Origin of the sequence: Embleya sp. NPDC056575 (assembly GCF_042793325.1) — a bacterium.
In the GTDB taxonomy this organism is placed as follows: domain Bacteria; phylum Actinomycetota; class Actinomycetes; order Streptomycetales; family Streptomycetaceae; genus Embleya.
In genome coordinates, this window is record NZ_JBHTVA010000020.1 from 30,174 (window position 1) to 56,098 (window position 25,925).

Here is a 25,925-nt window from a genome sequence, read left to right on the forward strand (position 1 = left end):
CGTCGCCTTCCGCTCAGCTCGCCGACGGGCGCGCGGCGGACTGCCGCGCCTCGGCCTCGGCCCGCCGGGCGAGCCGGTCACGCAGGCTCTTGGGACGCATGTCGGTCCACACCCGTTCGATGTGGGCGAGGCAGTCCTCCCGGGACCCCTCGACATCTACGCCGTCCACCCGCACGATCCGCCAACCGACCGGCACATCGCGGCCGACCGCCCAGATCGAGTACTGCTCCTCGTCGTTGATCACGACCGACCAACGGGTGTCCTCAACCGTCATGGTTGTTCTCCACTCATCACGTTGTGGTGCGTTTCCGATGAAGTGGCGGCCGGTCGCACCGGTCGCGAGGGGGTGTCCGCGGGGGCGAGGATCGCCCGCGCCAACACGTCGGTCACGTCCACGACCGGGACGCGGCCCGCCCGGGCCGGGGCGATCACCGACAGTTCGGTACAGGCCAGCACGATGCAGTCCGGATCACCCGTCCGGCGCGGCAGCAGGCCCTCGATCCAGCGGGCGAACTCCCCGCGCAGCGCCTCGACCGGGTCGCCGCGCTTGACCCGCTCGATGAAGTCGTCGGTCTCCGCCTGCCGTGCCGCGTCCGGGTAGCGGGCGATCGTGTCGGGCGCCAGGTGCGGCTCGTACAGACGCAGTTCGGCCGTCGCCTCGGTGGCCAGCAGCAGGGGCCGACGCAGCCGGCGGCGGCGCAGCGCGACACCGGTCTCGGCGAGCAGGTCGAAGACGGGTACGCCGACCGCGTCGCACAGTTCGGTCCGATAGGCGTGTGTGGTCGCCGACGGAATCGCGATCGCGTCCGCACCGGCGCGTTCCAACTGCTTCACGGTATGGAGGAGTTGCGGCAGCGGACTCTCGCCCCGTCCGAGCAGGTGCTCGATCCGGCTGGGCATCGGTTCGGAGACCAGCACCGCCGCGGGGTAGTCGGCGTCGTCGCTCGCGCCGGACAGGCGCAGCAGACGTTCGTAGAAGTACACGGACGCGAGCGGGCCGACGCCGCCGACGATGCCGATGCGTTTCATCAAGGCCGAGCCTCCTCGGGGAGCGATGCCGATCCGGCGGATCCGTCGGGACACAGCGCGCTGTCCACGCCGATGCGCAGCAGCCGGGCGAACTCGGGCACGTGTGGCGGGTTGGCCAGGTCGTGGTGGGTGCCCGGCACCGGCACCACGTGCAGCGCGGCGTGCGTACGGCGTCCCCAACTCGCGGGCACCACGGCGGGGTTGGTCAGCGTCGGGTGCCGCTCGCTCGCGGTGAACAGGTGCAGCGGGGCGCGTACCCGGGTGGTGGAGCGATGGCCGTCGGCGGCGCGCCCGTTCGCGGTGAACACGTCGATCATCCGGCGCAGCGTGCCGGTGTCGGCGTAGCGGGACAGCCGGTCCCGCGCGGTGAGGTGTCCGGCCAGCAGGGTGAGCACCGCGTCGTCGTCGGCCCGGCTCAGGCCGGAGCGGGTCAGGCCCTGGGTGATGCCGAATCGGGCCAGTTCGCCGGTGTTCGCGTACCACTCCTCGACCTCGTCCTCGCCGAACGCGCGCGCGTCGATCACCCCGACGAACGCGACCTCCTTGCCGGCGGCCTCCAGGAGCGCGGCCATCTCCACCACGACATTGCCGCCGAACGACCAACCCGCGAGCAGGTAGGGGCCGTTCGGGGCGACCTTGCGAATCTGCTCGACGTAGCGCCGTGCCATCTCACCCAGGTCGGTCAGCGGGGCGGTGTCGCTGCTGTATCCGATCGCCTCGATCCCGTAGACCGGGCGCCAGTCACCGAGTTCGCGCACCAGGTGCACGTAGCAGCACACGTCGCCGGACTGCGGGTGCACCAGGAACAGCGGCGGTCCGGGCAGGTGCTCGTCGCCGAGTGGGACCACCAGGTCGGGTCCGTCGGGCGAGGGCTCGGCCAGGGCGGTGGCGGCGGCGGCCAGCCGTTCGACGGTGGGGTTGCGGAAGAGGGTGTGCAGCGGTAGGTCCAGGCCGGTCCGGCGGCGGATCGTCTCGACCAGTTCGACCGCCTTGAGCGAATGGCCGCCGAGTTCGAAGAAGTCCTGGTGCACGCCGATCGGGGCCCGACCGAGCACCTCCTCCCAAACGCCCAGGAGCCGCATCTCGACCCGGTTGCGCGGCATCACCACCGCCTCGCCGGAATCCGGCTCGGGCGCCGGCGGGCGGGCGGCCAGGGCCCGGCGGTCGAGTTTGCCGTGCGCGGTGGTGGGCAGCGCGTCGAGTGCGGTGTAGTGGCCGGGGCGCAGGTGCTCGGGCAGTACGTCGGCGATCGCCCGGCGCAACGCGCGCAGGTCGGGCGGGCCGGCGGCGCCGACCACGTATGCCACCAACTCGACGCCGGCCGGCCCCCGGTGCGCCACCACGGCCGCCGCGCGCACCTCGGGCCGGGCCAGCAACGCGGCCTCCACCTCGCCGGGTTCCACCCGCACACCGCGCACCTTGACCTGGTCGTCGCGGCGGCCGTGGAAGATCAGCCGGCCGTGGAAGTCGACCCGGGCCAGGTCCCCGGTGCGGTACCACCGGCTGCCGGGCGGCCCGTACGGGTCCGGCACGAAACGCTCCGCGGTGGCCGCGGGCGCGCCCGGGTAGCCGATCGAGACCCCCGGTCCGCCCAGGTGGAGCTCGCCGATCGCGCCGGTGGGCAGCGGCCGACCGGCGGCGTCCAGGACCAGTGCCCGGGTGCCGGGCAGCGGTGCGCCGATCGGGATCGACCCGGCGTCGAGGTCGGCGTCGGTGACGCGCCGGAACGTGGACGTCATGGTGCACTCGGTGGGCCCGTACTGGTTGACCACCACGATCCCGGTGCCCAATCGGCGCACCCGGCGCAACACCTCCACGCTCGGCTCCTCGCCGCTGAGCAGGATCAGTCGCAACCGGCTCACGGCCGGCGCCGCGTCGGCATCGCCGTCGGCGACCGCGGTCAACACCCCCAGCAGCGAGGGCACCACGGACAGCAGCGCCGTCACCGCGTACCGGTCGATCGTGGCCAGGATCGCCCTCGGGTCGCGTGCGTGTTCGTCGGCCGGCAGCACCAGACGGGCGCCGGCGGCGAGCGTGCCGAAGATGTCCCGGATCGCCGCGTCGAAGGAGACGGCGGCCACCTGGAGCACGGTGTCCTCGGCGCCGATCCCGAACTCGGCGGCGAGCAGGCGCAGATACCGGCTCGCGGCCGCGTGGGTGGTGGGCACCGCCTTGGGCAGGCCGGTGGAGCCGGAGGTGAAGGTCACGTAGGCGAGGTCCGCCGGGCCGGCGGGGGAATCCGGAGGGTTGTCGGCCTCGATGGTCGACGCGGACACCACCGCCGACCCGGCGAACCGGTCCGTCGCGCCGCCGGTCGGTGGCGCCTCGTCGGTCAACACCAGGGACGCACCCGCGTGGGTCAACAACAGCCGGACGCGCTCCGCGGGTTGGCTCGGGTCGAGCGGTACGGCGGCGGCGCCGGTCCGGAACACCGCGAGCAGGCCCACGACCAGCTCGATCGACCTGGGCAGGAGCACGCCGACGAACACGCCCGGCCGGGCGCCGGCCGCCCGCAGCCGCCGGGCCAGGCCATTCGCGCGCCGGTCCAACCGGGCGTAGGTGAGCACCTGTTCGCCGAACTCCAGGGCCGGGGCCGTAGGCCGTTCGGCGGCGCGGGCGGCGACCAGGGTGTGCAGGCACTCGTCCTCGGACCCGGTGGGCGCCTCGATCGGCGACAGGCGTTGTTCGGCGGCCGGATCGAGCAGTTCGGGTCCCGCCGCCGGGCGGAACGGGCTGGCGAGGGCCGCGGTGAGCACACGCCGGAAGGTGTCCGCGATGCCGTGCGCGGTCGTGGGGTCGTAGAGCGCCGTGGCGTAGGCCAGCGAACCGGTCAACGTGCCGTCGGGGCGTTCGGTGAGGGTCAGGCCGAGGTCGAACTTCGCGCTGTGGTGCGGGATCCGTACGGATTCGGTCCGCACCCCGGGCAGGTCGAGCGCATCGGCCTCGTCCCGGTCGAGCGCGAACATGATCTGGAACAGCGGGTGTCGGCTCAGTTCGCGCTCCGGCCGCAGCTCCTCCACCAGCCGCTCGAACGGCAGGTCCTGATGCGTGGTCGCGTCCAGGACGGTGGTGCGCACCTCTCGCACCAGGTCCGCGAACGCGCGATCCTCCCCGGCGGGCATCCGCAGGACCAGGGTGTTGACGAACGGGCCTATCAGCTCGCCGAGTTCTGGATACTGACGGCCGCGCCCCGCGGTGGGGGACCCGAGCACGACGTCCGTACTCCCGGAGAGCCGGGCCGCGGTGACCGCGAACGCGGCGCACAGGATGACATACGGCGTGGCCCCCAGCTCGTGCGCCACCTCGACCGTACGCCGCGCCAGGGTCCGCGGCAGCTCGAAGTCGACCGAGGCGCCTTCCTCGTCGAACATCGCCGGCCGGCGTCGGTCGCCGGGGATCTCGGTAGCGCTCGCTCCGGCCAACTTCGCGCGCCAATAGGCGAGATCGGCCGCCCCCGAGGCGGTATCGGCACGCTCCCACGCGGCGAAGTCGGCATACTGCAGCGGCGGTCGGGCAGGCTCGGGCGGCATCGATACCGGCGCCGATCCGGACCCGGACCCGGACCCGGCGAGCGCCCGATACCCGGCACCGACCTCCGCCCAGAACAGCGGCAACGACCAACCGTCGACCACCGCGTGGTGCATGACCACGACCAACAGGTGGTCCTCGGCGCCGATCCGGATCGGGGTGGCCCGGAACAGCGGCCCCCGCGCCAGGTCGAACGGCTCGGCGCAGCGCCGCCGCGCCTCGGCGAGCGCCGCCGCTTCCGCCTCGACCGGATCCGCCGCGCCCGGGTCGTACACCTCGTCCCACGGCGCCCACACCGGGTCGGTCACCTGCACGGGGCCGTCGGGGCCGGCCGTGAACCGCCCGCGCAGCACGTCGTGTCGAGCCAGGACGCCCTGGACGGCCCGGCGCAGCAGGGCCGGATCCACCCCGCCGCGCAGCCGCAGGACCGACGCCACGTTGTAGTCGGCACGTTCCGGGCGCAGCCGGTCCAGGAACCACAGTCGCCGCTGGAGGAACGACAGTGGCGCCGGGCCCGGTTCGGCGCGCCGCGGGATGCGCTCGACGGGCCGATCCGGGTCGAGCGCGGCGGCGAACTCGCGCACCGTGGGCCGGTCGAACACCAGTCGCACGGGCGCCTCCACCGCCAACTCCTCGCGCAGCGCGGCGACCAGGCGCGCCGCGCGCAGCGAGTGCCCGCCCAGTGCGAAGAAGTCGTCGTGCGCGCCGACCCGTGCCACGTCCAGGACCCGCGCCCACACCTCGGCGATTCGCGACTCCCGGTCGCCGACGGGCGCGACATACGCGGCGCTCGTTCGGGATGAGGGCGGGTCGGGCAGCGCGCGGCGGTCGAGTTTGCCGTTCGGCGTCAGCGGCAGCGCGTCGAGTTCGACGATCAGCGCCGGCACCAGGTATTCCGGCAGGCTCTCCCGCAACCACTCCCGGGCGAGCACGCCGGGGTCGCGGTCGTCGTGCCCGGCGCGGCGCACCAGGTAGCCGACGAGTACCCGGTCCAGCCCCTCGCCGTGCACCCGCACCGCCGCTCGGGCGATGTCGGGGTGGGCCAGCAGGCGGGCCTCGATCTCGCCGGGCTCGATGCGATGGCCTCGGATCTTGACCTGGTGGTCGGCCCGGCCGAGGAAGTCCAGCCGGCCGTCCGCGCGGTAGCGGACCAGGTCGCCGGTGCGGTACATCCGGGCCCCGGCGCGGCCGACGCTCGCCGCGAAGGGGTCGGGCAGCAGCCGCTCGGCGGTCCGGCCGGGGTCGGCGGCGTAACCGCGCGCCAGGCCGAGGCCGCCGATGTACAGCTCGCCGACCACGCCGATGGGCACGACGGCGAGGCGGTTGTCGAGTACGTACAGCGACGTGTTCGGCAGCGGGCGGCCGAGCGGTGGGGCGGCCGGGTCGGGGGTGCCCGGCCCGGGCGTGGCGGGGGTGAACTCCACGGGGTGCGCGGCGGACCAGATGGTGGTTTCGGTCGGGCCGTACACGTTCCACAGGCGCGCCACCCGTGCACGGATGCGCTCGGCGAGCGGTCCCGGCAGTGCCTCGCCGCCGCACAGTGCCCGGATCTCGCCGCCGGGCCAGCCCGCGTCCAGCAACATCGCCCAGCCGGCGGGGGTGGCCTGGACCACCGTGGCGCCGGCGTCGGTCAGCGCGGCGCCGAGCCGGCCGCCGTCCGCGAGCACCGCCTGCGGGAGCACCTGGACCCGGGCGCCGGCCGCGAGCGGGACGAGCAGTTCCAGCACCGCGATGTCGAACGAGACGGTGGTCAGCGCGCCGACCACGGACGAGCCGTCCAGGGCCAGGCGTTCGATCATGTCCCGGGCGAGGTTGGCCACACCCCGGTGGGTGACCATGACGCCCTTGGGCCGGCCGGTGGAGCCGGAGGTGTGGATCAGGTAGGCCACCTGGTCCGGGTCGGGTGCGGGGGCGGTCGGACGCGGGGCCGTCGCGTGGGTGGGGACGGTGTCGAGGTCGAGCACCGGCACCCCGAGGTCGGCCCAGGGCATGGTCCGCGCGGTCGCGGCGTGGGTGAGTACCAGCCGGGTCTCGCTGTCCGCGAGGAGGGCGCCGATTCGGGCCGTGGCGTGGCTCGGGTCGATCGGCAGGTAGCTTCCGCCGGCGCGCAGGACTCCGAGCAGCGCGATCACCAGGTCGACGGAGCGGTCGAGGCACACCGCGACCACACCCTCGGGCGGAAGGCCCAGGGTTTCGAGCCGGGCGGCCAACCGGTCGGCTCGCTCGATCAATTCGGCGTAGCTCACCGTACGCTCGCCGCAGCCGAGCGCGATCGCCCCGGGGGTGCGCAGGGCCTGCGCGGCGATCAGTTCGGGCAGCGTGGCGCCGTCCGGGTCGCGGAAGTCGCCGCGTCCCCAGTCGTGGACGAGGGTGGCCGACTCGGCCGGGTCGGCGAGCGGGAGCCGGGCGGGGGGCAGGTCCGGGTAGGCGGTGGCGGCGTGCAGGAGGCGGACGTATCCGGCGGCCAGGCGATGGATGGTCGCGGACTCGAAGAGGTCCGGGTCGAAGACGATCGATCCGGTGATCGGGGCTTCGGGGCCGGCCTCGGTCAGGGTGAGCGCGAGGTCGAACTTCGAGGTGGTGACGGGCAGCGGGACGGGACGAAGGCGGACGCCGGGCCGGGTTCGCGCATCCGGCGCCGATTCGTGCTGGTGTGCGAACAGCACCTGGAACAGCGGGTTTCGGCTCAGGTCGCGGCGGGGGTGGAGGTGTTCGACCAGGTGCGCGAACGGCAGGCGCTGGTGGGCGTACGCGCCGAGCGCGGTCTCGCGCACCCGGCCGATCAGGTCGATGAAGCTCGGCGAGTCGGCCAGTTCGGTGCGCAGCACCACGGTGTTCACGAACGTGCCCAGCATCGCTTCGAGTTCGGGGCGATCCCGACCGGCGACCGGGGTGCCGACCGCGATGTCGGTCTGCCCGCCGAGCAGGGCGAGTTGTGCCTTGAAGCCGGCGAGCAGGGTCATGAACGGCGTCGCGCCGTGTCGGACGGACAACGCGCGCACCCGGTCGGCGGTCGCGGTGGGCAGGGTGAAGCGCACCTCGGCTCCGGCGCGCTCGCTCGCGGAGGGCCGGGGATGGTCGGTGGGCAGCGTGAGTTCGGGCAGCCCGGCCAGTCGTTCGGCCCAGTAGCGCAGGTCGGCGGCCTCGGTCTCGGCGGCTCGGGCACGCTGCCAGGCGGCGAAGTCGCAGTACTGCCGGGCCGGCGCATCCGTGGACAGCGGCCGGCCGGTGTGGGCGGCGGCGTAAAGGCGCGCCAGTTCGTCCCAGGTCCGGGCCATGCCCTGCCCGTCGGTGGCGATGTGATGCACCGTCAGCAGCACCAGCGCGGAGCCGTCGACGCAGCGCACCACGGCCGCGCGCAGGGGCGGCTCCCCGGCCAGGTCGAACGGGCGGTCGGCGAGGCCGGCGACCCTTCGGGCGAGGCGGCGCAGGGCGTCGGGGTCGGCCGGGTCGCCCAGTTCGGTGCCGTCGACCGTCTCGATCGACACCGGGCCCGCGGGCCGGAGCACGGGCCGGGGCAGGCCGCCGACCTCGGTGAAGACGGTACGCAACACCTCGTGCCGGGCAACCAGCACGGTGAGTGCGCGGCCGAACGCGTCCGGGTCGAACTCGTCCCGGAACCACATGCATTGCGGCACGTTGTATTCCGGGGCCCGGCCCAGGATGCGGTCCACCAGCCAGACCCGCTCCTGCTCGAACGAGGCCACGATCGGAGCATCGGCCGGACGCCGGGGCAACGATCCCGAGTACGCGTCCGAGGAGTCGGGCCCGGGGTCGGCCAGCCGCGCCCGGGCCGCGCGCAGTCGTTCCGCCAGGCGCGGGTCACGCGCGCCGGTGCGCTCAGTCATCGCAGTCCCCGGCGGGTGTGGCGTCGTCGGTCGGTTCGCCGAGCAGTTCGGCCTCGACGGCGGCGGCGAGCCCGGCGATCGTCGGATGTTCGAAGAGCAGCACCAGTGGCAGTTCGGCGTCCAGGGCGCGGCGCAGTCGGGAGACGATCCGGGTGGCCAGAAGCGAATGGCCGCCCAGGGCGAAGAAGTTGGCGTCGGCGTCGTCGGCGGCCAGGAATTGCGCCCAGACCTGGGCGACGAGGAGTTCCGCGTCGGTCTCGGGGGCGCGGATCGGGCCGCGTGTCGGGGCCGATTCGGCGTCCCGTTCCGGTACGGGCAGTCGTCCGCGGTCGACCTTGCCGTTCGGGCTCAGCGGCAGTGCGTCGAGCAGGGTCAGGCGGGTGGGCACCAGATACGGCGGCAGCCGTTCGCCCAGGTAGGCGCGCACGTGTTCGGGCTCGGGGCCGGTGCCGGCGGCGGCCACGAGGTAGGCGAGCAGGCGGTGGTCGCCGGGGGTGGGCTCCCACTTGATGACCACGGCGTCGGCGACGTCCGGGTGCGCGACCAACATGGCCTCGATCTCCCCGAGTTCCACCCGGATGCCGCGAATCTTCACCTGGTGGTCGACCCGGCCCAGGAACAGCAGTTCGCCGTCCGGGCGGCGGATCGCCCGGTCGCCGGTCCGGTACAGCCGCTCCCCCGGGGTGTCCGGATCGGGCACGAACGCCTCGGCGGTGCGCCGCGGGTCGTTCCAGTAGCCGCGCGCCAGACCCGGTCCGCCGACGTGCAGTTCCCCCTCGACGCCGACCGGCACCGGCCGCAGGTCGCCGTCCAGGACGTGCACCCGGTAGTTGTCCAGGGGCAGGCCGATCGGCACCGTGTCGGCTTGCGCGTCCTCGGGGCCGCAGACGTGGTGGGTGGCGTCGATGGACGCCTCGGTGGGCCCCCACTGGTTGTGCAACCGGGCGCCCCGCGCGTCCAGATGTGTTCGGAAGCGGGCCACCAGGTCCGGGCGCAACGCCTCGCCGCTGGAGACCACCACCCGCAGCCGGTCGAGTCCCGCGGGCCCGGCGGCGTCGAGTTCGTCGAGGAACAGGCCGAGCATGCTGGGCACGAACTGGAGCACCGCGACCTCGTGTTCGACGGCCGCGCGCAGGATCGCCCGGGGGTCGCGGTGCAGGCCGGGTTCGAGCATGACCACGGTGCCGCCGACCAGCCACGGCCAGAACAGCTCCACCGCGGAGTCGTCGAAGCTGAGCACGGTCTTGTGCAACACCCGGTCGCCGACGGCCAGACCGTGGCGGCGGTGCATCCACCACATGCGGTTGACCCAGCCCCGGTGCGGGTTGGCCACACCCTTGGGCTTACCGGTCGAGCCGGAGGTGTAGTAGATCGAGACCAGGTCGTCGGGATCGACCCGGACGTCGGGCGGGGTGTCGGACCGGGCGTCGGGCGGCGTGTGCGACCGGTTTTCGGGTGCGGTCGAGTCGACCGTGATGGTACGGATCTCGGCGTCGGCCGGCAGCGTGTCGCCCGCCGAGGCGTCGACCACGCAGATGTCCGTGCCCGCCTCGTCGAGGAGTTGTCGGGCCCGGGCCGGAGGCAGGTCGGGGTCGAGCGGTAGGTAGGCACCGCCGGCCTTGAGGATCCCGAGCAGCGCGACGGCCAGGTCCGAGCCCCGGTCCAGGCGCAGGCCGACCGGGAGGCCGGGGCGGACCCCGTGTGCCACGAGCCGGTGCGCGAAGCGGTTGGCGCGGCGGTCGAGTTCGGTGTAGTCGAGGCTCTCCCGCCCGGCGATCACGGCCGTGGTGTGCGGAGTGCGACGGGCCTGCCGGGCGAACAGGTCGTGCAGGCAGTGGTCGAGGTCGTGGTCGACGGCGGTGTCGTTCCATCGGGCGTACGGCTCGGCGCCGTCCGCTGCCGCATGCCGGGCATCGCCGATCGTGGGGGACGCGAGGACCCCGGCCCGGTCGGGCGCGGCCCCGGGGGCGTCGGGCGTCCCGAGGCGGGCTTGCCGGCCGAACCCGCCCACCGGCGCGTCCGGTCGCTCGACCAGCGCCGCGAGGAGTTGGACATAGTCGAGGGCCAGCCGTTCGATCGTGGCGGGGTCGAACAGGTCGGTGGCGTAGTAGACACTGCCCAGATACGCGTCCCCTCGCTCGGCGACGGCGATCTCCAGGTCGAGTTTGGCGGCGCGGAAGGGCACCGGATGCGGCGCGACCGCGAGTTCCCCCCAGTCGGTGGGGGCGGGGTTGACGTCCGCCATCGAGAACATCAGCTGGAACAGCGGGTTGCGGCCGAGGTCGCGCTCCGGCCGCAATTCGTCGACGAGCTGCTCGAACGGCAGGTCCTGGTGCGAGTAGGCGGCGGCCGCGTCGGCGCGGGTGCGCGCGATCAGGTCGGCGAAGCCCAGCGCGGGATCGAGATCGACACGCAGGACCAACGTGTTGACGAACAAACCCATCAGTCCGTCGAGTTCGGGGCGACCGCGTCCGGCGACGGGGGTGCCGACGGCGATGTCCCGGGCCCCGGTGCGCCGCGCGACGAGCACCTGGAAGGCGGTGAGCAGGGTGATGAACGGCGTGCTCTCATGGGTCCGGCTCAGGTCGAGGAGTCGGCGGCGCAGGTCGGCCGGGATCTCGAAGTCGAACTGCTCGCCCCGGCCGGACATGACGGGCGGGCGCGGGTGGTCGCCGGGCAGTTCCACCGAGGTCAGTCCGGCCAGGTGGGTGCGCCAGTAGTCGGCCTGGGCCCGCCGGGCCGGGTCCGCCGCGGCCCCGCTCTCCCAGGCCGCGTAGTCGGCGTAGCGCAGTGCCGGCGGATCCGGTTCGTAGCGCGCGCCCAGCCGGTATCGGTCGGCCAGTTCGCGGCACAACACCTCGCCGGACCAGCCGTCGGTGGCGATGTGGTGTACGACCAGGGAGAGGATGTGGTCGTCGTCGGCCAGCCGAACCAGCAGCGTGCGCACCGGAGGTGCGGCGGCGAGGTCGAACGGTCGGCCGAGGTCGTCGGCGATCGCCGCGTCGGCGGCGGGCAGCGCCTCCTCGATCGGCAGGGGCCGCAGGTCGACTTCGCATGGCTCGATCGGCGCGGCCGGTTCGACGAGTTGGCGTGCCTCGTCGTCGCGGAGCACATAGCGGGTGCGGAGGATGTCGTGCCGGGCGACCAGCCCGGTGAGCGCGGTGCGCAGCCGATTCGGATCCAGCGGGCCGGTCAGGCGCAATGCGACGGGCAGGTTGTAGTCCGGTCGGTTCGGCCAGAGTTGGTCGAGGAACCACAACCGGCGCTGGGCGAAGGACAGCGGCACGAGGTCGTCGGCGGTGGTGGTGCGCGCGATGGTGTGCTCGTCGCGGTCGTGATCGGGCCCGGTGAGCCGGAGCCGTGCCTCGGTGGCCATGCCGGCCAGGAACGCGGCGGGCGTCGGGTGGCGGAAGACGTTCTTGACCGGCACCTCGATCGTGTGGTCCGCGCGCAGCCGACCGACCAGGCGGATCGCCGCCAGGGAGTTTCCGCCGAGTTCGAAGAAGCTGTCGTCGAGGCGCACTTCGGGCACGTCGAGGGTGCGGGCGAACAGCGCGCACAGGGCCCGTTCCTCGGCGGTGCGCGGGGGGCGGGAGGGGTCGGCGAGGTCGAGGGCGGGCAGCGCCGCCTCGTCGACGGTGCCGGCCGGGGTGCGCGGGAGAGCGGGCAGCGGGACCAGGGCGGTCGGCACCAGGTGCGCCGGCAGCCGGTCGGCCAGGAACACCCTTAGGTCGTCGTCGAGTTCTTCGTGGCCGGTCGCCGACACCACGTATCCGATCAGGATCTCGCCGAGGTGTTCGTCGTCGCGGTGCACCACCACGGCATCGGTCACCCCGGCGTGTTCGGTCAGCGCCGCCTCGATCTCGGCGGGTTCGATCCGCCGTCCGCCCAGGCGCAGTCGCCGGTCGCGCCGGCCGACGTGGTCCGCGCTGCCGTCGGCCCGGCGGTGGAAGAGGTCGCCGGTGCGGTACATCCGCGAACCGGGTGGGCCGTACGGGTCGGGGACGAAGCGCTCGGCGGTGAGCGCGGGTCGACCCAGGTAGCCGGACGCGATCCCGGGCGCGGCCAGGCACAGTTCGCCGATCATGCCGACGCCGACGAGGGTGCCGGTCTCGTCCACGAGCCGGGCTCGGGGGCCGCCGGCGGTCGGTGGGGCCTGGGAATCCGGTGCATGCCCGGTGTCCACGCCGGCACCGCCCAGCAGCCGGGCCCACGGCGGATATGGGTCGGACTCGTCGGTGGGTCCGGAGGAGCGCGGGATCGGCTCGCCCGGGTGATCCGGGGCGGTGAGCAGGTCGCGGTGGCTCGTACACACGCCGACGAGGGCGCCGGTGGGGTCGCTCGTGTAGGTGACGCAGGCGATCTGGTCCGCGTCGATCCCGACGGGTGCCGAGCCGGTGGGTGCCGCCGTCCCGGCGCGGATCGTGTCGGCCACCCGCATGACGCGCGTCGCGGGGCCGACCAGGGCGCGGACCCGTGCCGCCCGCTCGGGGTGGTCGACCAGTACGGTGCCGGCGCCGCTGTCGGCGAGGATCGTGGCCAGGCGCCGGTCGGGCAGGGACGGGTCGAGCGGCACGTACGTCCCGCCGGCCTCGATCACGCCGACGGTCGCGGTCACCGCGTCGACGGCGGCTTCCAGGAGCAGGGCGACGGGCGCCTCGACGTCGGTCAGCCCGGCTGCGAGGGCCCGGGCGCGCCGGGCCAACTCGCGGTATGTCAGCGCGCCTTCGCCGACGGCCGGCGCCTCGGGGTCCGCCGCGACCCGGGCGTGGAAGGCGGCGACCAGGGTGTCGTGTTCCGGGTGGGCGTCCGGCGCGATCGGGCGCAGGTCCGCGAGTTCGGCGTCGTCGAGGATGGTGAGCGCGCCGAGCGGGCGGTGCGGGTGGGCGACGGCCTCGCGCAGGAGACGGACCAGTCGGTCGGCCATGCGCCGGACGGTGTCCCGGTCGAACAGGTCGGTGGCGTACTCCACGGTGGCGTCGATCCGGTCCGGGCGGCCCGTCTCGGTGCGGTGCGGGAAGAGGTGGAACGCGAGGTCGAACTTGGCGGATCGGGTGTCGGCCAGGGTCCACGGGTCGGCCAGTCCGGGCAGTCCGGTGATCGCGTCGGGGGTGTTCAGCAGGCCGAGCGAGACCTGGAAGATGGGGTGTCGGGACAGGCTGCGGACCGGGTTCAGTTTCTCCACGAGCAGGTCGAACGGGACGTCCTGGTGCGCGTAGGCGGGCAGCCACGACCGGTCCGCCCTGGCGAGGAGTTCGGCGAAGGTGGGGTCGCCGGAGGTGTCCGTGCGCAGCACCACGGTGTTGACGAAGAAGCCGATCAGGTCGTCGAGGACGGCGTCGGCGCGGCCCGCGATGGGGCTGCCCACCACGATGTCCTCGCCCGCGCCGAGTCGGGTGAGCAGGCCGGCCAGACCCGCGTGCAGCGCGACGAACAGCGTGGTGTGCGCGGAGCGGGCCAGCTCGTCCAGGGCCGTGCACAGGTCGGCGGGCAGTTCGAAGGCGTGCACGTCGCCCGCGTGGCCGGCCACGATCGGCCGCGGACGATCGGTGGGCAGTGTCAGGCCGGCCGGAAGGCCCGCCAACCGCGCCGTCCAGTAGGCGAGTTGCCGGCCCAGCGGGCTGTCCAGGTCGTTCTCGTCACCCAGTTGTTCGCGCTGCCACGCCGCGTAGTCGCGGTATTGCAGTGGCAGCGGCGCGGTGTCGGGCCGGGTGCCGCGTATTCGGGCGGCGTAGGCCCGACCCAGGTCGCGGGTGAGCGTGGTGAGCGACCAGCCGTCGGCGCTGATGTGGTGGACCACCACGAGCAACAGGCTCTCGTGCGGGGTTCGGATCAGCTCGGCCCGGATCGGCAGCCGGGTGGTCAGGTCGAACGGGGCCCGGGCGGCGCGGGTGATCTCGGTATCCACGGCGTCGGCCGCACAGTCGGTGACGGGGATTCGCACCCCGAACTCGTCGACGTCGAGGATGTGTTGGTGCGGTACGTCGTCGTGCGCGGGGAAGACCGTGCGCAGACTCTCGTGACGTTCGATCACATCGCGCAGCGCGGCCCGCAGGGCTTCGAGGTCGGGCTCGGTGTGCAGGCGGAACAGCAGCGGGATGTGGTAGTCCGGGTTGGCGCTGCCCTCCAGGCGGTTGACCAGCCACAACCGCCGCTGGGCGAAGGACAGCGGGATGACGTCGGGGCGTGGCCGGGGGGTCGGCGGCGGGCGTTCGGCGGTCCGGGCCCGGGCCGCGGCGTCCAGACGGAGGGCGAGTTCGGCCGGAGTAGGCGCCTCGAACACGTCGACCACCCGCAGGAGTCCGGCTCCGGCGGCGGCGATCCGGGCGACCGCGCGCGTGGCGAGCAGCGAGTGGCCGCCGAGCTCGATGAAGTTGTCGTCGATGCCGACCCGGTCGAGGCCGAGCAGGTCGGCGAACACCTCGCACAGCAGCTCCTCGACGGCCGAACGCGGCGCGCGGCCGTCGACGGCGTGCGTGGGGGCGGGTAGCGCGGCCGAGTCCACCTTCCCGTTGGGCGTCAGCGGCAGGGCGTCCAGAACCACACAGTCGGTCGGCACCATGTAGGCGGGCAGGGTCGCAGCCAACTCCCCCAACACCCATCGTCCCCAACCCGGTTCGTCGGTACGGGGGTTCGCGTCGCCCGTCGGAGTGTCCCGGCGGGGGACCAGGTAGGCGACGATCGTCTTGTCGCCGTGTGCGTCCGGCACGGCCAGCACGGCGGCGCCCGCGACGTCGGGGCGCAGGAGGAGGCGGCTCTCGATCTCGCCGAGTTCGATGCGGAACCCGCGTACCTTGACCTGGCGGTCGCGGCGGCCGACGAATTCGAGCAGGCCGTCCGGCCGCCGGCGCACGATGTCGCCGGTGCGGTACATCCGCGCGCCGCCGCCGGCGAACGGGTCGGGTACGAACCGGTCGGCGGTGATCCCGGGGCGGCCCCGGTATCCGCGCGCCACGCCCCGCCCGCCCAGGCACAGTTCGCCGTCCGCGCCGGTCTCGACCGGGTCCAGCCGCTCGTCCAGGACGTAGGTGCGCACGCCCGCCATCGCCGAGCCGATCGGCACGGGGGCGCCCACCGGTTCGGTCGGCACGTGGAACGCGGCGAAGATGGTGCCCTCGGTGGGCCCGTAGACGTTGACCACGGTCCCGGCGCCGCCCGCCCGCAACGCGCGCGAGACGGCGAGCGGGGAGGCCGCCTCACCGCCCATCCACACCTGGCCGATGCCCGCGAAGACCGCCGGATCCTGCTCGACCATCACGTTGAACAGGGAGGTCGTGACGAACGCGCAGGTGACGCCCTCCTCCTTGATCAGGCGCGCGACCACGCCGGCGTCCACCTCGCCGGGCGGGGCCACCACCACCCGGCCGCCGCGAAGCAGCGGCATCCAGATCTCGAACACCGACGCGTCGAACGCCAGCGGCGAATACTGGAGCACCCGTCGATCCAGTCCGTCCGACCAGCACGGATCCGCCGCGAACGCGACCAGGTCGCGGTGTTCGATCTCGACGCCCTTGGGCACGCCGGTGGAGCCGGAGGTGTGGATCACGTATGCGAGCCGGCGCGGCGATCGAGGCCGCGGGGGCGCCCCCGCCACGGATCCGGGCGGCGCGACGGGTGCGGTCGCCGCGAGCCCCCGCGGCGCCACGGCGTCCGCGAAGCACACCACGTCCACCCACTCGGCGCAGAACTCGCGGACCCGCGCCGCTCGTTCGGCGGTGTCCACCAGGACCAGGCCGATACCGCACTCGTCCAGGATCAGCCGCAACCGGGCCGCCGGCGAGCGGATGTCCAGCGGTACATAGGGGCGTCCCGCCTTGACCGTGCCGACCATGGCGGCGACGACGTCGACGCCCCGGTCCATGAACACGCCGACCGGCGCCTCGTCGGCCAGTTCCGGCCCGCACACCTCGCAGTCGTCGACCAGATGGGTGTCCGCGCCGCGAGCCTCCAGGAACCGGCGTACCGCCTCGGAGGATTCGTCGAGTTCGCGGTAGTCGACCGCCCGCTCCGCGCAGGTGATCGCGGTCGCGTCCGGGTGTTCGGCGACGCGCGCCGCGAACACCCCCACCAGATCGTCCGGTTCCCGCGACGCGTGATCGTCCGGTTCCCGCGAGGCGTGCGACAACGCAGTTCTCCCATCGCCGATCCGGGCCCGGGACGAGGTTCCCGGGGCCGACTTGCGCATACGCGTGTGCTCGGTGGATTCAGGGGGTTGGATGGGTTCCGGGGTCTGGTCACCCGTCCGGCCCGCACCGGCGATGACGCATGCGGACCACCATCGACCGGCGGCCGGGAGGGCGAAAGTGTTGCCCTGTTGCCCGTTCGAGGAAACACCTCCCCACGTGCGACGGCACGCCGAATCACGGCTCCCACGAGGACTTTCGCCGTGTCGCGGGCCGGCGCGACGGGTCGCCCGGTGCGGCGCTGTTTCCTCGTTTGGGCAACAGGGCAACACTTTCGCCCCCCGGGACCCTCACCGATGGTGGACGCCATGCCCGTGCGACGGCACGTGCGGCGTCATGGGGGATCGTTCTGCGGCCCACGCGCGGGATTTCGGCCGTCGGCGGCCTGATGGCACGTCGGGGACCGACCTGGAGGGCCGATGACCAATTCCGTCGACGAAGAACCGACCTCGGCCGGCGCGGACATCAGATTCCACGACGCGGGCGGCGGCGCCGCGCCGGCGATCTTCCAGGAACTCCTGAGTACGCGCAGGCACCGACTCGCGACGGACCTGGCCGCCGGCCGCACGGCGACCCGGTACTTCCCGGTGCTCTCCGTCCTGGCGCCCGTGATGACCCAGGCCGAGGGCGAGATCACCTACCCCGGCGACCCGATGTGTCTGTACGCCGCGCTCAGCCTCGCCGTGCACCGCGCCGTCGCCGACGCGGGGCGGCTCCAATGCGCCGAACACTACAACGACCTGGCGCCGGAGTGGACCCGATTCCCGGACCACGCCTACCGAATGACGGCCGGCCACGACGGCTACCGCGACTACGGTACCGACCCGAACACCGACCAGACCGTCTTCGACCCCCGGATCTGGGACGAGACCGCCCGGGTGCGCTGGATCCGGCTGCTCCGCCGGGTACGGCCCAGGGTCGTGCTGATCAGCGCGGTCTCCCCGGCGCACCGCTACGCCCTGGAGATCGCCGGCCTGGTCCGCACCGAGGTCCCGGACGCCTTCGTGGTGCTCGGCGGACGCCACGCGGACGAGACGGTGATCCGGGTACCGCATCGGGAGCGCCTCGTGCTCGCCCCCAGCAGTCCGCTCGCCGTGATCGCCGACGGGCGCGCGCCCCGGGTGTTCGACGCGGTGATCACCGGTGAGGCGTACCACGCGCTCGACCTGCTGATGCGCGCCCTGGCCCTGGCCACCGACCTGGATCGGCGCTGGGTCGACCGCGATCGGGTGTTGCCCTGCCTCCAGGGGCTGCTCGACAAGGAGGGTCCCTCGGTGGGCAGTTCCGTGATCGTGCTGCTGTCCGCCTCCGGGTTCGACGTGCTGCCGCAGGACGGATCCTCGCTCGATCTGGGCTCGTTGCCCTCGCCGTACGAGGCGTTCGCGATCCGCTCGCGCTTCCCGATCTTCACGCACGCCGACGGCGGTATCCGACGCACGGCACACGTGATGGTCTCCAACGCCTGTCCCTATCACTGCAATTTCTGCTCGGAGTCCTCCACGCTCGGCATCGGCCTCAAGCGGTTCCGGGAGGATCCGGTCGGCCGTGCGCTGGAACGCGTGTGTGAATACGTCGGCTACGGTGCCGAGGCGCTGTTCTTCGACGACTCGGTGTTCTGGAGCGGGCGTTCGCGTGACATCGCCGAGTTCTGCGGGCGGTTGCGGGAGTTGCGCGGGAGCGAACCGGCGGCGTTGCCGGTGCGCTTCGCCCGGCTGCTGCCGGAGCCGGACGATCCGGCCCGGCTGCGAGACCTCGAATGGGGTGCCCAACTCACCGTGGACACCCTGATCGCGCTGCGGGAGCGGCACGCGGCGAGCGAGATCCTGAACCGGATGCGCGAGGCCGGCTGCTCGTATGTGTACGTCGGCATCGAGAGCATGTCCACGCAGGTGATGGACCACATCCACAAGAACCTGCGGCGCGGCACCGACCGGCCGTGGGCGCATCGGGTGCGCGAGGCGGTGTCGCTGGTCAAGCGGCACGGGATGCGGGTGGGCACCTCGGTGTTGTTCGGCCTCGACGGCGAGACGCGCGGGAGCATCGACGAGACGATCGAGGCGGTGGGCGGCCTGATCGACGCACGCCTGATCGATCTGGCCAGCCCGAACATCCTCACCTACCATCCCGCCACGCCGATCACCCGCGTACACGGCATGCACGATCGGCTCGACTACCACTCGCCCCGGGTGGACAACCGGCGCCCCTACACCTACTTCGAGGAGGCCTTCCCGGGCGTGGTCTCGGTGGTGCTGGCCGAGGACGACATCTGGCACATCCACCGCGAGACGGAACGCCGCTGGGGGGCGGTGCGCAACGACTCGTCGCCGCTGCTCGGGGAGGGGGACGGGGTCGGGGCCGAGGTCGCGCCGGAGGAGGGGGAGGGCGAGGCGGCAGGCGACCGGGACGACGGGACGGGCGGGGCGGGGCCGGGCGGCAGGCCCGGGAGCACGGAGCCGGCCGGCGGTATGCCCGGCGGCGCGCGGGTCGTGGCCGGTTTTCCACCGGGCGTGGCCGCCGCTGCCGAGGAGTCCGGCCGATGAGCGCGGACGCGGCCCCGGCGGCCGACTTCGAGCCCTTGGACCCCGCCGGGCACGAACCCGCCTTCGGGTGCGAACCCGTCTTCGGACACCGGGTGTTCGACGCGCTCGACCCGGATGTCCTGGCCCGTCGCGACGGGGAGAAGTGGGCCTACGCGCCCGAGGACACGTTGTCCGCGTGGATCGGCGACATGGACTTCCCGATCGCGCCCGAGATCCGCGCCGCGCTGATCCGGCGGATCGACGGCGACCTGGGCTACCCGGTGTGGTTCGACGGGACCGAAGGAGCGCCGCTGGGCGAGGTGTTCGCGGCCCGGATGAAGCGCCGGTTCGGCTTCGCCGCCGAGCCGACCCACCTGCGCCTGTTCACCGACGTCAACCAGGCGATGTCGGCGGTCCTGCACCTGGCCACGCGCCCAGGCGACGCGGTAGTCCTGCACACGCCCGCCTGCCCGCCGTTCGTCGACGACCTGCGCCGGATGGACCGACCGCCGCTGACCGTGCCGATCGAGGAGGGCCTGCACGGCTGGACGCTCGACCCGGACCGGGTGGCCGCGACGCTCGACCGGGCGAAGCGTTGCCGGGTGTTGTTCCTGGTCAATCCGCACAATCCCACGGGCCGGGTGCTGCGCCGGGACGAACTCGAAGGACTGGCCGAACTCGCGCTTCGGCACGACCTGTTGGTGATCTCCGACGAGGTGCACGCGGACCTGACCCACCCGCCGCACCTACACATCCCGTTCGCGTCCCTCGGGCCGGAGGTCGCCGCCCGCACGGTCACCGTGACCTCGGGCAGCAAGGCGTTCAACCTGGCGGGCATCCGCTGCGCCGCCGCGCACATCGGCCCGCCGGAGCTGCGGGACGCGGTGGACGCCCGGCGGGGACTGCTCTTCGGCCAGGTCGGCGTGCTGGCCGTGGCCGCCTTGGAGGCGGCCTGGTCGGAGGGCGACGCGTGGCTGGACGAGGTACGCGTCCTCCTCGACCGCAACCGCCGCCGTCTCGCCGCGGGGCTGCCCGAGGGCATCCGCCACCACTCCCCCGAGGCGGGCTTCCTGGCCTGGCTCGACTGCCGCCCGCTGGGCCTGGGCGACGACCCGTACGTCTTCTTCCGCGACCACGCCAGGGTCCTGCTCTTCTCCGGCCCGTCCTTCGGCCCCGAAGGAAGCGGCTTCGCCCGTCTGAACTTCGCCACATCGGCGGGAGTCCTCGACGAAATCCTGAACCGCATGCACGCGGCGCTCCGCGCGCCCGGCCGCATATGAGGCGTGCGGCGCCGGCGGCGAGCGTCGTTGCCGGGTCACCCGCGCATCGTGATCGCAACGTGTTGCGTTGGCTGGTCGCGTATACGGCCTCCGTGGTCGGTGACAGCGGGTTCTTTCTCGCCCTGGGGTGGGCCGCCAATCAGCACGGTGGGCCCGCTCGGGTCGGGTTGGTCATGGCGATCGCGGCGATCCCCCGCGCGGTGCTCATGCTCGGCGGCGGTGTGGTCGCCGACCTGTTCGGGCCACGTCGGGTGGTGATCGGCAGCGATGCCGTGCGCTGCCTGGTCGTGCTCGCCGCCGCCGCGGCGCTGGCGTTGTCCGCACCCGGGCTGTGGCTGCTGATCGCCGTCGCGCTGGTGTTCAGCGTCGTCGACGCGTTGTTCATGCCGGCCGTGGGCGCGCTCCCGCCGCTGCTGGCCGCGCCCGGGGAACTGGTCCGGGTCCAGGGCATGCGCGCGCTGTCCATCCGACTCGGCCAGACCGCCGGGCCGCCCCTGGCCGGCCTCGCACTGGCGCTCGGCGGCCCGGCCGCCGCGTTCACCCTCGCGGGCGGGCTGTTCGCGCTCTCCCTCGTGATGCTGCTCGCGGTACGGATACCCGGCGCCGGATCCACCCCCACCGCGACGGACGCCCCCGCCGGCGGCCGTTCGCGGGCCGCCGCGTGGCGCGAACTCACCGACGGCCTGGGCTACATCCGCCGCCGCCCGCTGATCCGTCGTCTCGTCCTGGCGAGCGCGCTCATCGAACTCGGCGCCGGCGGACCGCTGAACGTCGGCATGGTCGTCCTGGCCGACACACGCGGCTGGGGCGCCTCGGGCGCCGGCTGGCTCGCGGGCGGGTTCGGTATCGGCGCGGGCGCGAGCGCACTGCTCCTCACCGTGACCGGCCGGCTGCCCCGAGCCGGCGCCGTCCTGATCGCCGCCCTGGCCGCCGGCTCCGCGGGCCTGGCCGGTCTCGGCGCGACCACCGTCCTGCCGATCGCCGTCGCCGTCGCGGCCTGCGCCGGCCTGCTGTTCGGCCTCAACGGCGGCCTGAGCCACGCCCTCGTGCAGACCGCGACCGAACCCGCCTACCAGGGCCGGGTCGCCTCCGTCCTCAGCCTGACCGCCTTCGGCCTCGGTCCGATCGCCTTCCCCCTGTTCGGCGCCACCGTCGCCGCCACCGGCCCGGGCCCCGCCTACGCGGTCTTCGCCGGGATCAGTGCCCTCGGCGCCGCCGTCGGGCTGACCTCCCCGATCGTTCGCCGCGCCGAACTCCCGCGCTGAGCACGAGCGGACCGCCGCACCGGTCGGCAAAAACCGACGTCGGCGCCGCGTCCCGCGCATCCACTGTTGACCTTTTGGTCCAGACCACTTAACGTCCTAGAGGCGTTTTGGTCCAGACCAATTTCGCCGGCGACCGCTTCTCGACCGTGATCGACGTCCCCGTCGCGCGGTCACCCCGGTGAGGCGCGCACGTGCACGGTTCCGCACAGCCCTGTTCCACGCACGCAGGGAGAGAGCCATGTCCCCACACCCACGCCCGGTCCGCGGCACGCTCCGCGGCAGATTCCGCAACAGCCTGCGCAGCCGCGCGGCCGTCCTGATCGCCGTCCTGGCCCTGCCCCTGGCCGTACTCACCGGTCTCAACGCCGGCGCCGCGCAGGCGGCCGGCAAACTCACCGCGACGTTCTCCGTCCAGGACAACGGCTCGTGGTGGAAGGGCACTTACGTCGTACACAACGGCGGCACCGCCGCCGTCACCGGCTGGCAACTGGAGTTCGACCTGCCACCCGGGGTCACCGTCAACGGCAACTACTACGGCGACGCCACCGTCACCGGCAGCCACGTCTCGGTCAAGAACGCCTACTACAACGGCACCATCGCCGCCGGCGGCAGCACCGACCCGTTCAGCTATTGGTTCGTCGGCAACGGCCCCGCCGGCACGCCCACCCACTGCACCGTCAACGGCGACAAGTGCGACGGCACCCCCGACGTCCCGCCCACCGCACCCGGCACACCGCACGCCACCACCATCACCGCACACTCCATCTCGCTCGCCTGGACCCCGGCGGCCGGCGGCGACTACCCGGTGACCGACTACGAGGTGAGCTCCGGCGGCACCACCGTCGCCACCACCACGTCCACCACCGCCACGTTGACCAACCTGACCCCGGCCACCGCGTACACCTACGCGGTCCGGGCCAAGGACAAGCGCGGCAATCCGGGCCCGGCGAGCGCACCGGTGACGGTGACCACCGTCGACCCGGCGAGCGACCCGACCCCGCCGACCGCGCCGGGCACGCTGCGCAGCACCGGCAAGACGTCCGCCACCGTCGCCCTGGCCTGGAACGCGTCGACGGACAACGTCGGCGTGGCCGCGTACGACGTCTACCGCAACGGCACCCTGGCCACCACCGTCGCCGGCACCGCCACCGCGGCCACCGTCGACGGCCTGTCCCCCGCCACCGCCTACACCTTCACGGTCAAGGCCCGGGACGCGGCGGACAACTCCTCGCCCGCCTCCAACGCGGTGGACGTGACCACCGACGACATCGCCGGCGCCGGCAAGAACCTGCGTGTCGGCTACTTCGTCCAGTGGGGCATCTACGGCCGCCAGTACTTCGTGAAGAATCTGGACACCTCCGGCTCGGCCGCCAAACTGGACGTGATCAACTACGCCTTCGAGAACATCGATCCGGTCAACCTGACCTGCATGGCCGGCGTCACCAAGGGCACCACCGCCAACCCGCAGGACCCCGACCAGGGCACCGGCGCGGGCGACGCGGACGCCGACTACGCCCGGCCGATGTCGGCCTCGCAGTCGGTGAACGGGGTGGCCGACGACGGATGGGCCAAGCTGCGCGGCAACTTCAACCAGATCAAGCTGCTCAAGGCCAAGTACCCGCACCTGAAGGTGGTGGTCTCGCTCGGCGGCTGGACCTACTCGAAGTTCTTCTCCGACGCGGCGGCCACCGAAGCGTCCCGGCAGAAGTTCGTCAAGTCCTGCGTGGACACCTGGATCAAGGGTGACCTGCCGGTCTACAACGGCGCCGGCGGCCCGGGCACCGGCGCGGGCGTGTTCGACGGCATCGACATCGACTGGGAGTGGCCCGGCTCGCCCGACGGGCACGCCGGCAACCACTACAACGTCAACGACAAGCAGAACCTGACCCTGCTGCTCGCCGAGTTCCGCAAGCAGCTCGACGCCACCGGCGGACAGCGCAAGCTGCTCACCGCGTTCACCCCGGCCGACCCGGTCAAGGTGAACCAGGGCTGGGACCTGTCGAAGATCTTCGACTCCCTGGACGTGGCCAACATCCAGGGCTACGACTTCCACGGCGCGGGCAGCGACAACTCGTGGGAGCCCAACCGCGCCGGCCACCAGGCCAACCTCTACACCGACACGCAGGACCCGTACCCGACCCACTTCAGCATCGACGACGCGGTGAAGATCTACACCGACGCCGGGGTCAATCCACGCAAGCTGACCATCGGCTTCCCGTTCTACGGACGGGGCTGGCAGGCGGTGGCCGACGGCGGGGTACACGGCGAGTGGCAGTCCGCGAACGGCGCCGCACCGGGCCAGTTCGCCGAGGAGGCCGGCACCCGCGGCTACCAGAACCTGCTGAGCAGCGTGCCGAATCTGACCGTCTATCACGACGCGCAATCCGTCTCGACCTACGGCTACACCGGAGCCGGCGGACAGTGGTGGACCTTCGACGACGCCTGGTCGATCGGCCAGAAGACGGCCTACCTGAAATCCAAACACCTACTCGGCGCGATGATCTGGGAGATGTCCGGTGACACCCCCAACGGAGCGCTGATGACGGCAATCGACAACGGCCTCAAGTAGGCCCACAAAGCGCCGACTTCGGCGCCACACACCGCACACCGACCGTACCGCCGTCCGGGGCCACCGGGCGGCGGTACGGCCGTCTTCCGCGTCGCGGGCGAGCGAGTCGCGGGCGCACATTCGAGGGAACGGAGCCTGGTGTTCATGATGACCGGAGGAGCACACTCTTCGGGTCATCATGCGCAAATGCCTCAGGGGGGACGTTCATGACCACACCGAGCAGGAAGACGGGCGAGGGAAGCGGCAGCGGTGGCAGCTCGTCGTCCACGTCGAGTTCCACGTCGATGCCGTCGTCGACCCCACCGGCCCCGGTCACCCCGCGGGTCGCCGCGAGCACCCATCTGGCGACCTACGCGGCGGCGCCGAACTCGTACACCATTTACTGGGAGGACCGCGACTCCTACCACACCAAGGCGATCCGGGTGCCGATCGGCGGCGTCGAGTTGATCCTCAACCTGCACTTCGGCGGCGAGGACGACGTCTGGTTCGGGTTCGGCAGCGCCTACGTCCGCGACCAGACGGGCAACGAATGCAACATCAACGCCCTCACCACCGCGGCCCAGCGGCAGACGATCCGCGACCAGATCGAGGGCGACTTCAACACCCGGTGCCTGCACGCCTATTCACACCGGCTCGACGGCACGCCGCCGGATTGGCGGCAGCGGTGAGCCGCACCTGAGCACCCATCACCGGCCCGGACGCCCGGTCGGCCCGCCCCGGGCCGGCCGGGCTCCTCACGCCTCCGGGACGCGGCCCAGGCCGCCGATCATGGTCAGGCCCACGTAGGCGGATTCGTCCGTCACCGGGGTGTCGGGACGCCAGTGCGGCAGCAGCACCACGCCCGGCTCGACCGGTTCGGTGCCCGCGAAGAAGCCCTCTATGGTCGCTCTACTGCGGAAGCGGCCACTGCCGAGGGTGGACAGGAACAGGTGCTCCAACTCGCGCCCCTCCGGCGTGGAATCGCAGAAGTGGGTGATGAACAGGTAACTGCCCGGGGCCAGGGCCTCGCGGTAGGTGCGCACCAGCTCCGCCGGATCGTCCGCGTCCGCGAGATGGTGCAGCACCGCGACCATGAGCAGCCCCAACGGCCGCTTCAGATCCAGGAGTTCGGTGATCTCCGGCCGGGTCAGCACGTCCCGGGCGTCCCGCACGTCGGCGTTCACCACCCGGGTGCGATCGTTTTCCGCCAACAACGCGCGGCCGTGCGCGAGTACGATCGGATCGTTGTCCACGTAGACGACCCGGGCGCGCGGATTCTCCTCCCGCGCCACCTCGTGGGTATTGCGCGCGGTGGGTAATCCCGACCCGAGGTCGAGAAATTGATCGATGCCCTCCCGGGCCATATAGCGCACACCGCGCTCCAGGATCGCCCGATTCACCCGAGCACCCGTACGGGCGTTGGGCATCACGGCCATCGCCTTGTCGGCGATCACCCGGTCGATCGCGAAATGATCCTTGCCGCCCAGGATCGCGTCATAGACGCGCGCGACACTGGGCACCCCCATGTCGACTCCCCCCGGTCCCCACTCGGGTGAAGTCTCCATCTCCGTCTCGTCGTTCGACGGAACCCACCACTCCTCGGACACAGTTGCCCCCCGACCGACTCATCCTCGGCGCCACTGCGGTCCCTACCGTCCACACCGGTGACATCCGCGGATCCCCGCCTATGTCCCGGAGGCTATCCGCCAACCGCCCGGATAATCC

The 25,925-nt window shown here is 72.8% G+C and carries 10 protein-coding genes; 5 read left to right on the forward strand and 5 right to left on the reverse strand.

Going from position 1 to position 25,925, the window contains the following annotated elements:
* Positions 1-13: 13 nt before the first annotated feature.
* Genes ACFRCG_RS17885 through ACFRCG_RS17900 form a run of 4 tightly spaced genes read right to left on the reverse strand, consistent with a single transcriptional unit; the run spans position 14 to position 16,530 of the window.
* A complete protein-coding gene (locus ACFRCG_RS17885) occupies positions 14-274 on the reverse strand; it encodes an MbtH family protein (protein ID WP_380032525.1) in 261 nt (86 codons plus the stop codon).
* Entirely contained in the window at positions 271-1,029 is a 759-nt protein-coding gene (locus ACFRCG_RS17890; protein ID WP_380032527.1) for an aspartate/glutamate racemase family protein, read from the reverse strand. The genes ACFRCG_RS17885 and ACFRCG_RS17890 overlap by 4 nt, the downstream gene beginning before the upstream one ends.
* The gene (locus tag ACFRCG_RS17895; RefSeq protein ID WP_380032529.1) at positions 1,029-8,405 is read right to left on the reverse strand and encodes an amino acid adenylation domain-containing protein; all 7,377 of its coding nucleotides are present in this window, start codon (positions 8,403-8,405) and stop codon (positions 1,029-1,031) included. Before ACFRCG_RS17895 ends, ACFRCG_RS17890 begins: the two co-directional genes overlap by 1 nt.
* Positions 8,398-16,530: an amino acid adenylation domain-containing protein gene (locus tag ACFRCG_RS17900; protein WP_380032531.1), complete on the reverse strand. Its 8,133-nt coding sequence runs from the start codon at positions 16,528-16,530 to the stop codon at positions 8,398-8,400. Before ACFRCG_RS17900 ends, ACFRCG_RS17895 begins: the two co-directional genes overlap by 8 nt.
* Positions 16,531-17,007: 477 nt before the next feature.
* Here ACFRCG_RS17900 and ACFRCG_RS17905 point away from each other — a divergent pair, with 477 nt between their 5' ends.
* From ACFRCG_RS17905 to ACFRCG_RS17925, 5 genes are all read left to right on the forward strand, one after another.
* On the forward strand, positions 17,008-19,128 hold the full coding sequence (locus ACFRCG_RS17905; RefSeq protein ID WP_380032532.1) for a B12-binding domain-containing radical SAM protein: 2,121 nt from the start codon (positions 17,008-17,010) through the stop codon (positions 19,126-19,128).
* The gene (locus tag ACFRCG_RS17910) at positions 19,125-20,387 is read left to right on the forward strand and encodes a MalY/PatB family protein (protein ID WP_380032533.1); all 1,263 of its coding nucleotides are present in this window, start codon (positions 19,125-19,127) and stop codon (positions 20,385-20,387) included. Before ACFRCG_RS17905 ends, ACFRCG_RS17910 begins: the two co-directional genes overlap by 4 nt.
* A complete protein-coding gene (locus ACFRCG_RS17915) occupies positions 20,384-21,652 on the forward strand; it encodes an MFS transporter (RefSeq protein ID WP_380032534.1) in 1,269 nt (422 codons plus the stop codon). Before ACFRCG_RS17910 ends, ACFRCG_RS17915 begins: the two co-directional genes overlap by 4 nt.
* A gap of 238 nt (positions 21,653-21,890) precedes the next feature.
* The gene (locus ACFRCG_RS17920) at positions 21,891-24,221 is read left to right on the forward strand and encodes a glycosyl hydrolase family 18 protein (RefSeq protein ID WP_380032536.1); all 2,331 of its coding nucleotides are present in this window, start codon (positions 21,891-21,893) and stop codon (positions 24,219-24,221) included.
* 206 nt (positions 24,222-24,427) lie between these two features.
* A complete protein-coding gene (locus ACFRCG_RS17925; protein WP_380032537.1) occupies positions 24,428-24,889 on the forward strand; it encodes a hypothetical protein in 462 nt (153 codons plus the stop codon).
* Positions 24,890-24,955: 66 nt separating this feature from the next.
* Here ACFRCG_RS17925 and ACFRCG_RS17930 read toward each other — a convergent pair whose 3' ends face one another.
* Positions 24,956-25,765 carry an SAM-dependent methyltransferase gene (locus ACFRCG_RS17930; RefSeq protein ID WP_380032538.1) on the reverse strand — a complete coding sequence of 270 codons (810 nt, stop codon included), beginning with the start codon at positions 25,763-25,765 and terminating at the stop codon, positions 24,956-24,958.
* Between the last annotated feature and the right edge of the window lie 160 nt (positions 25,766-25,925).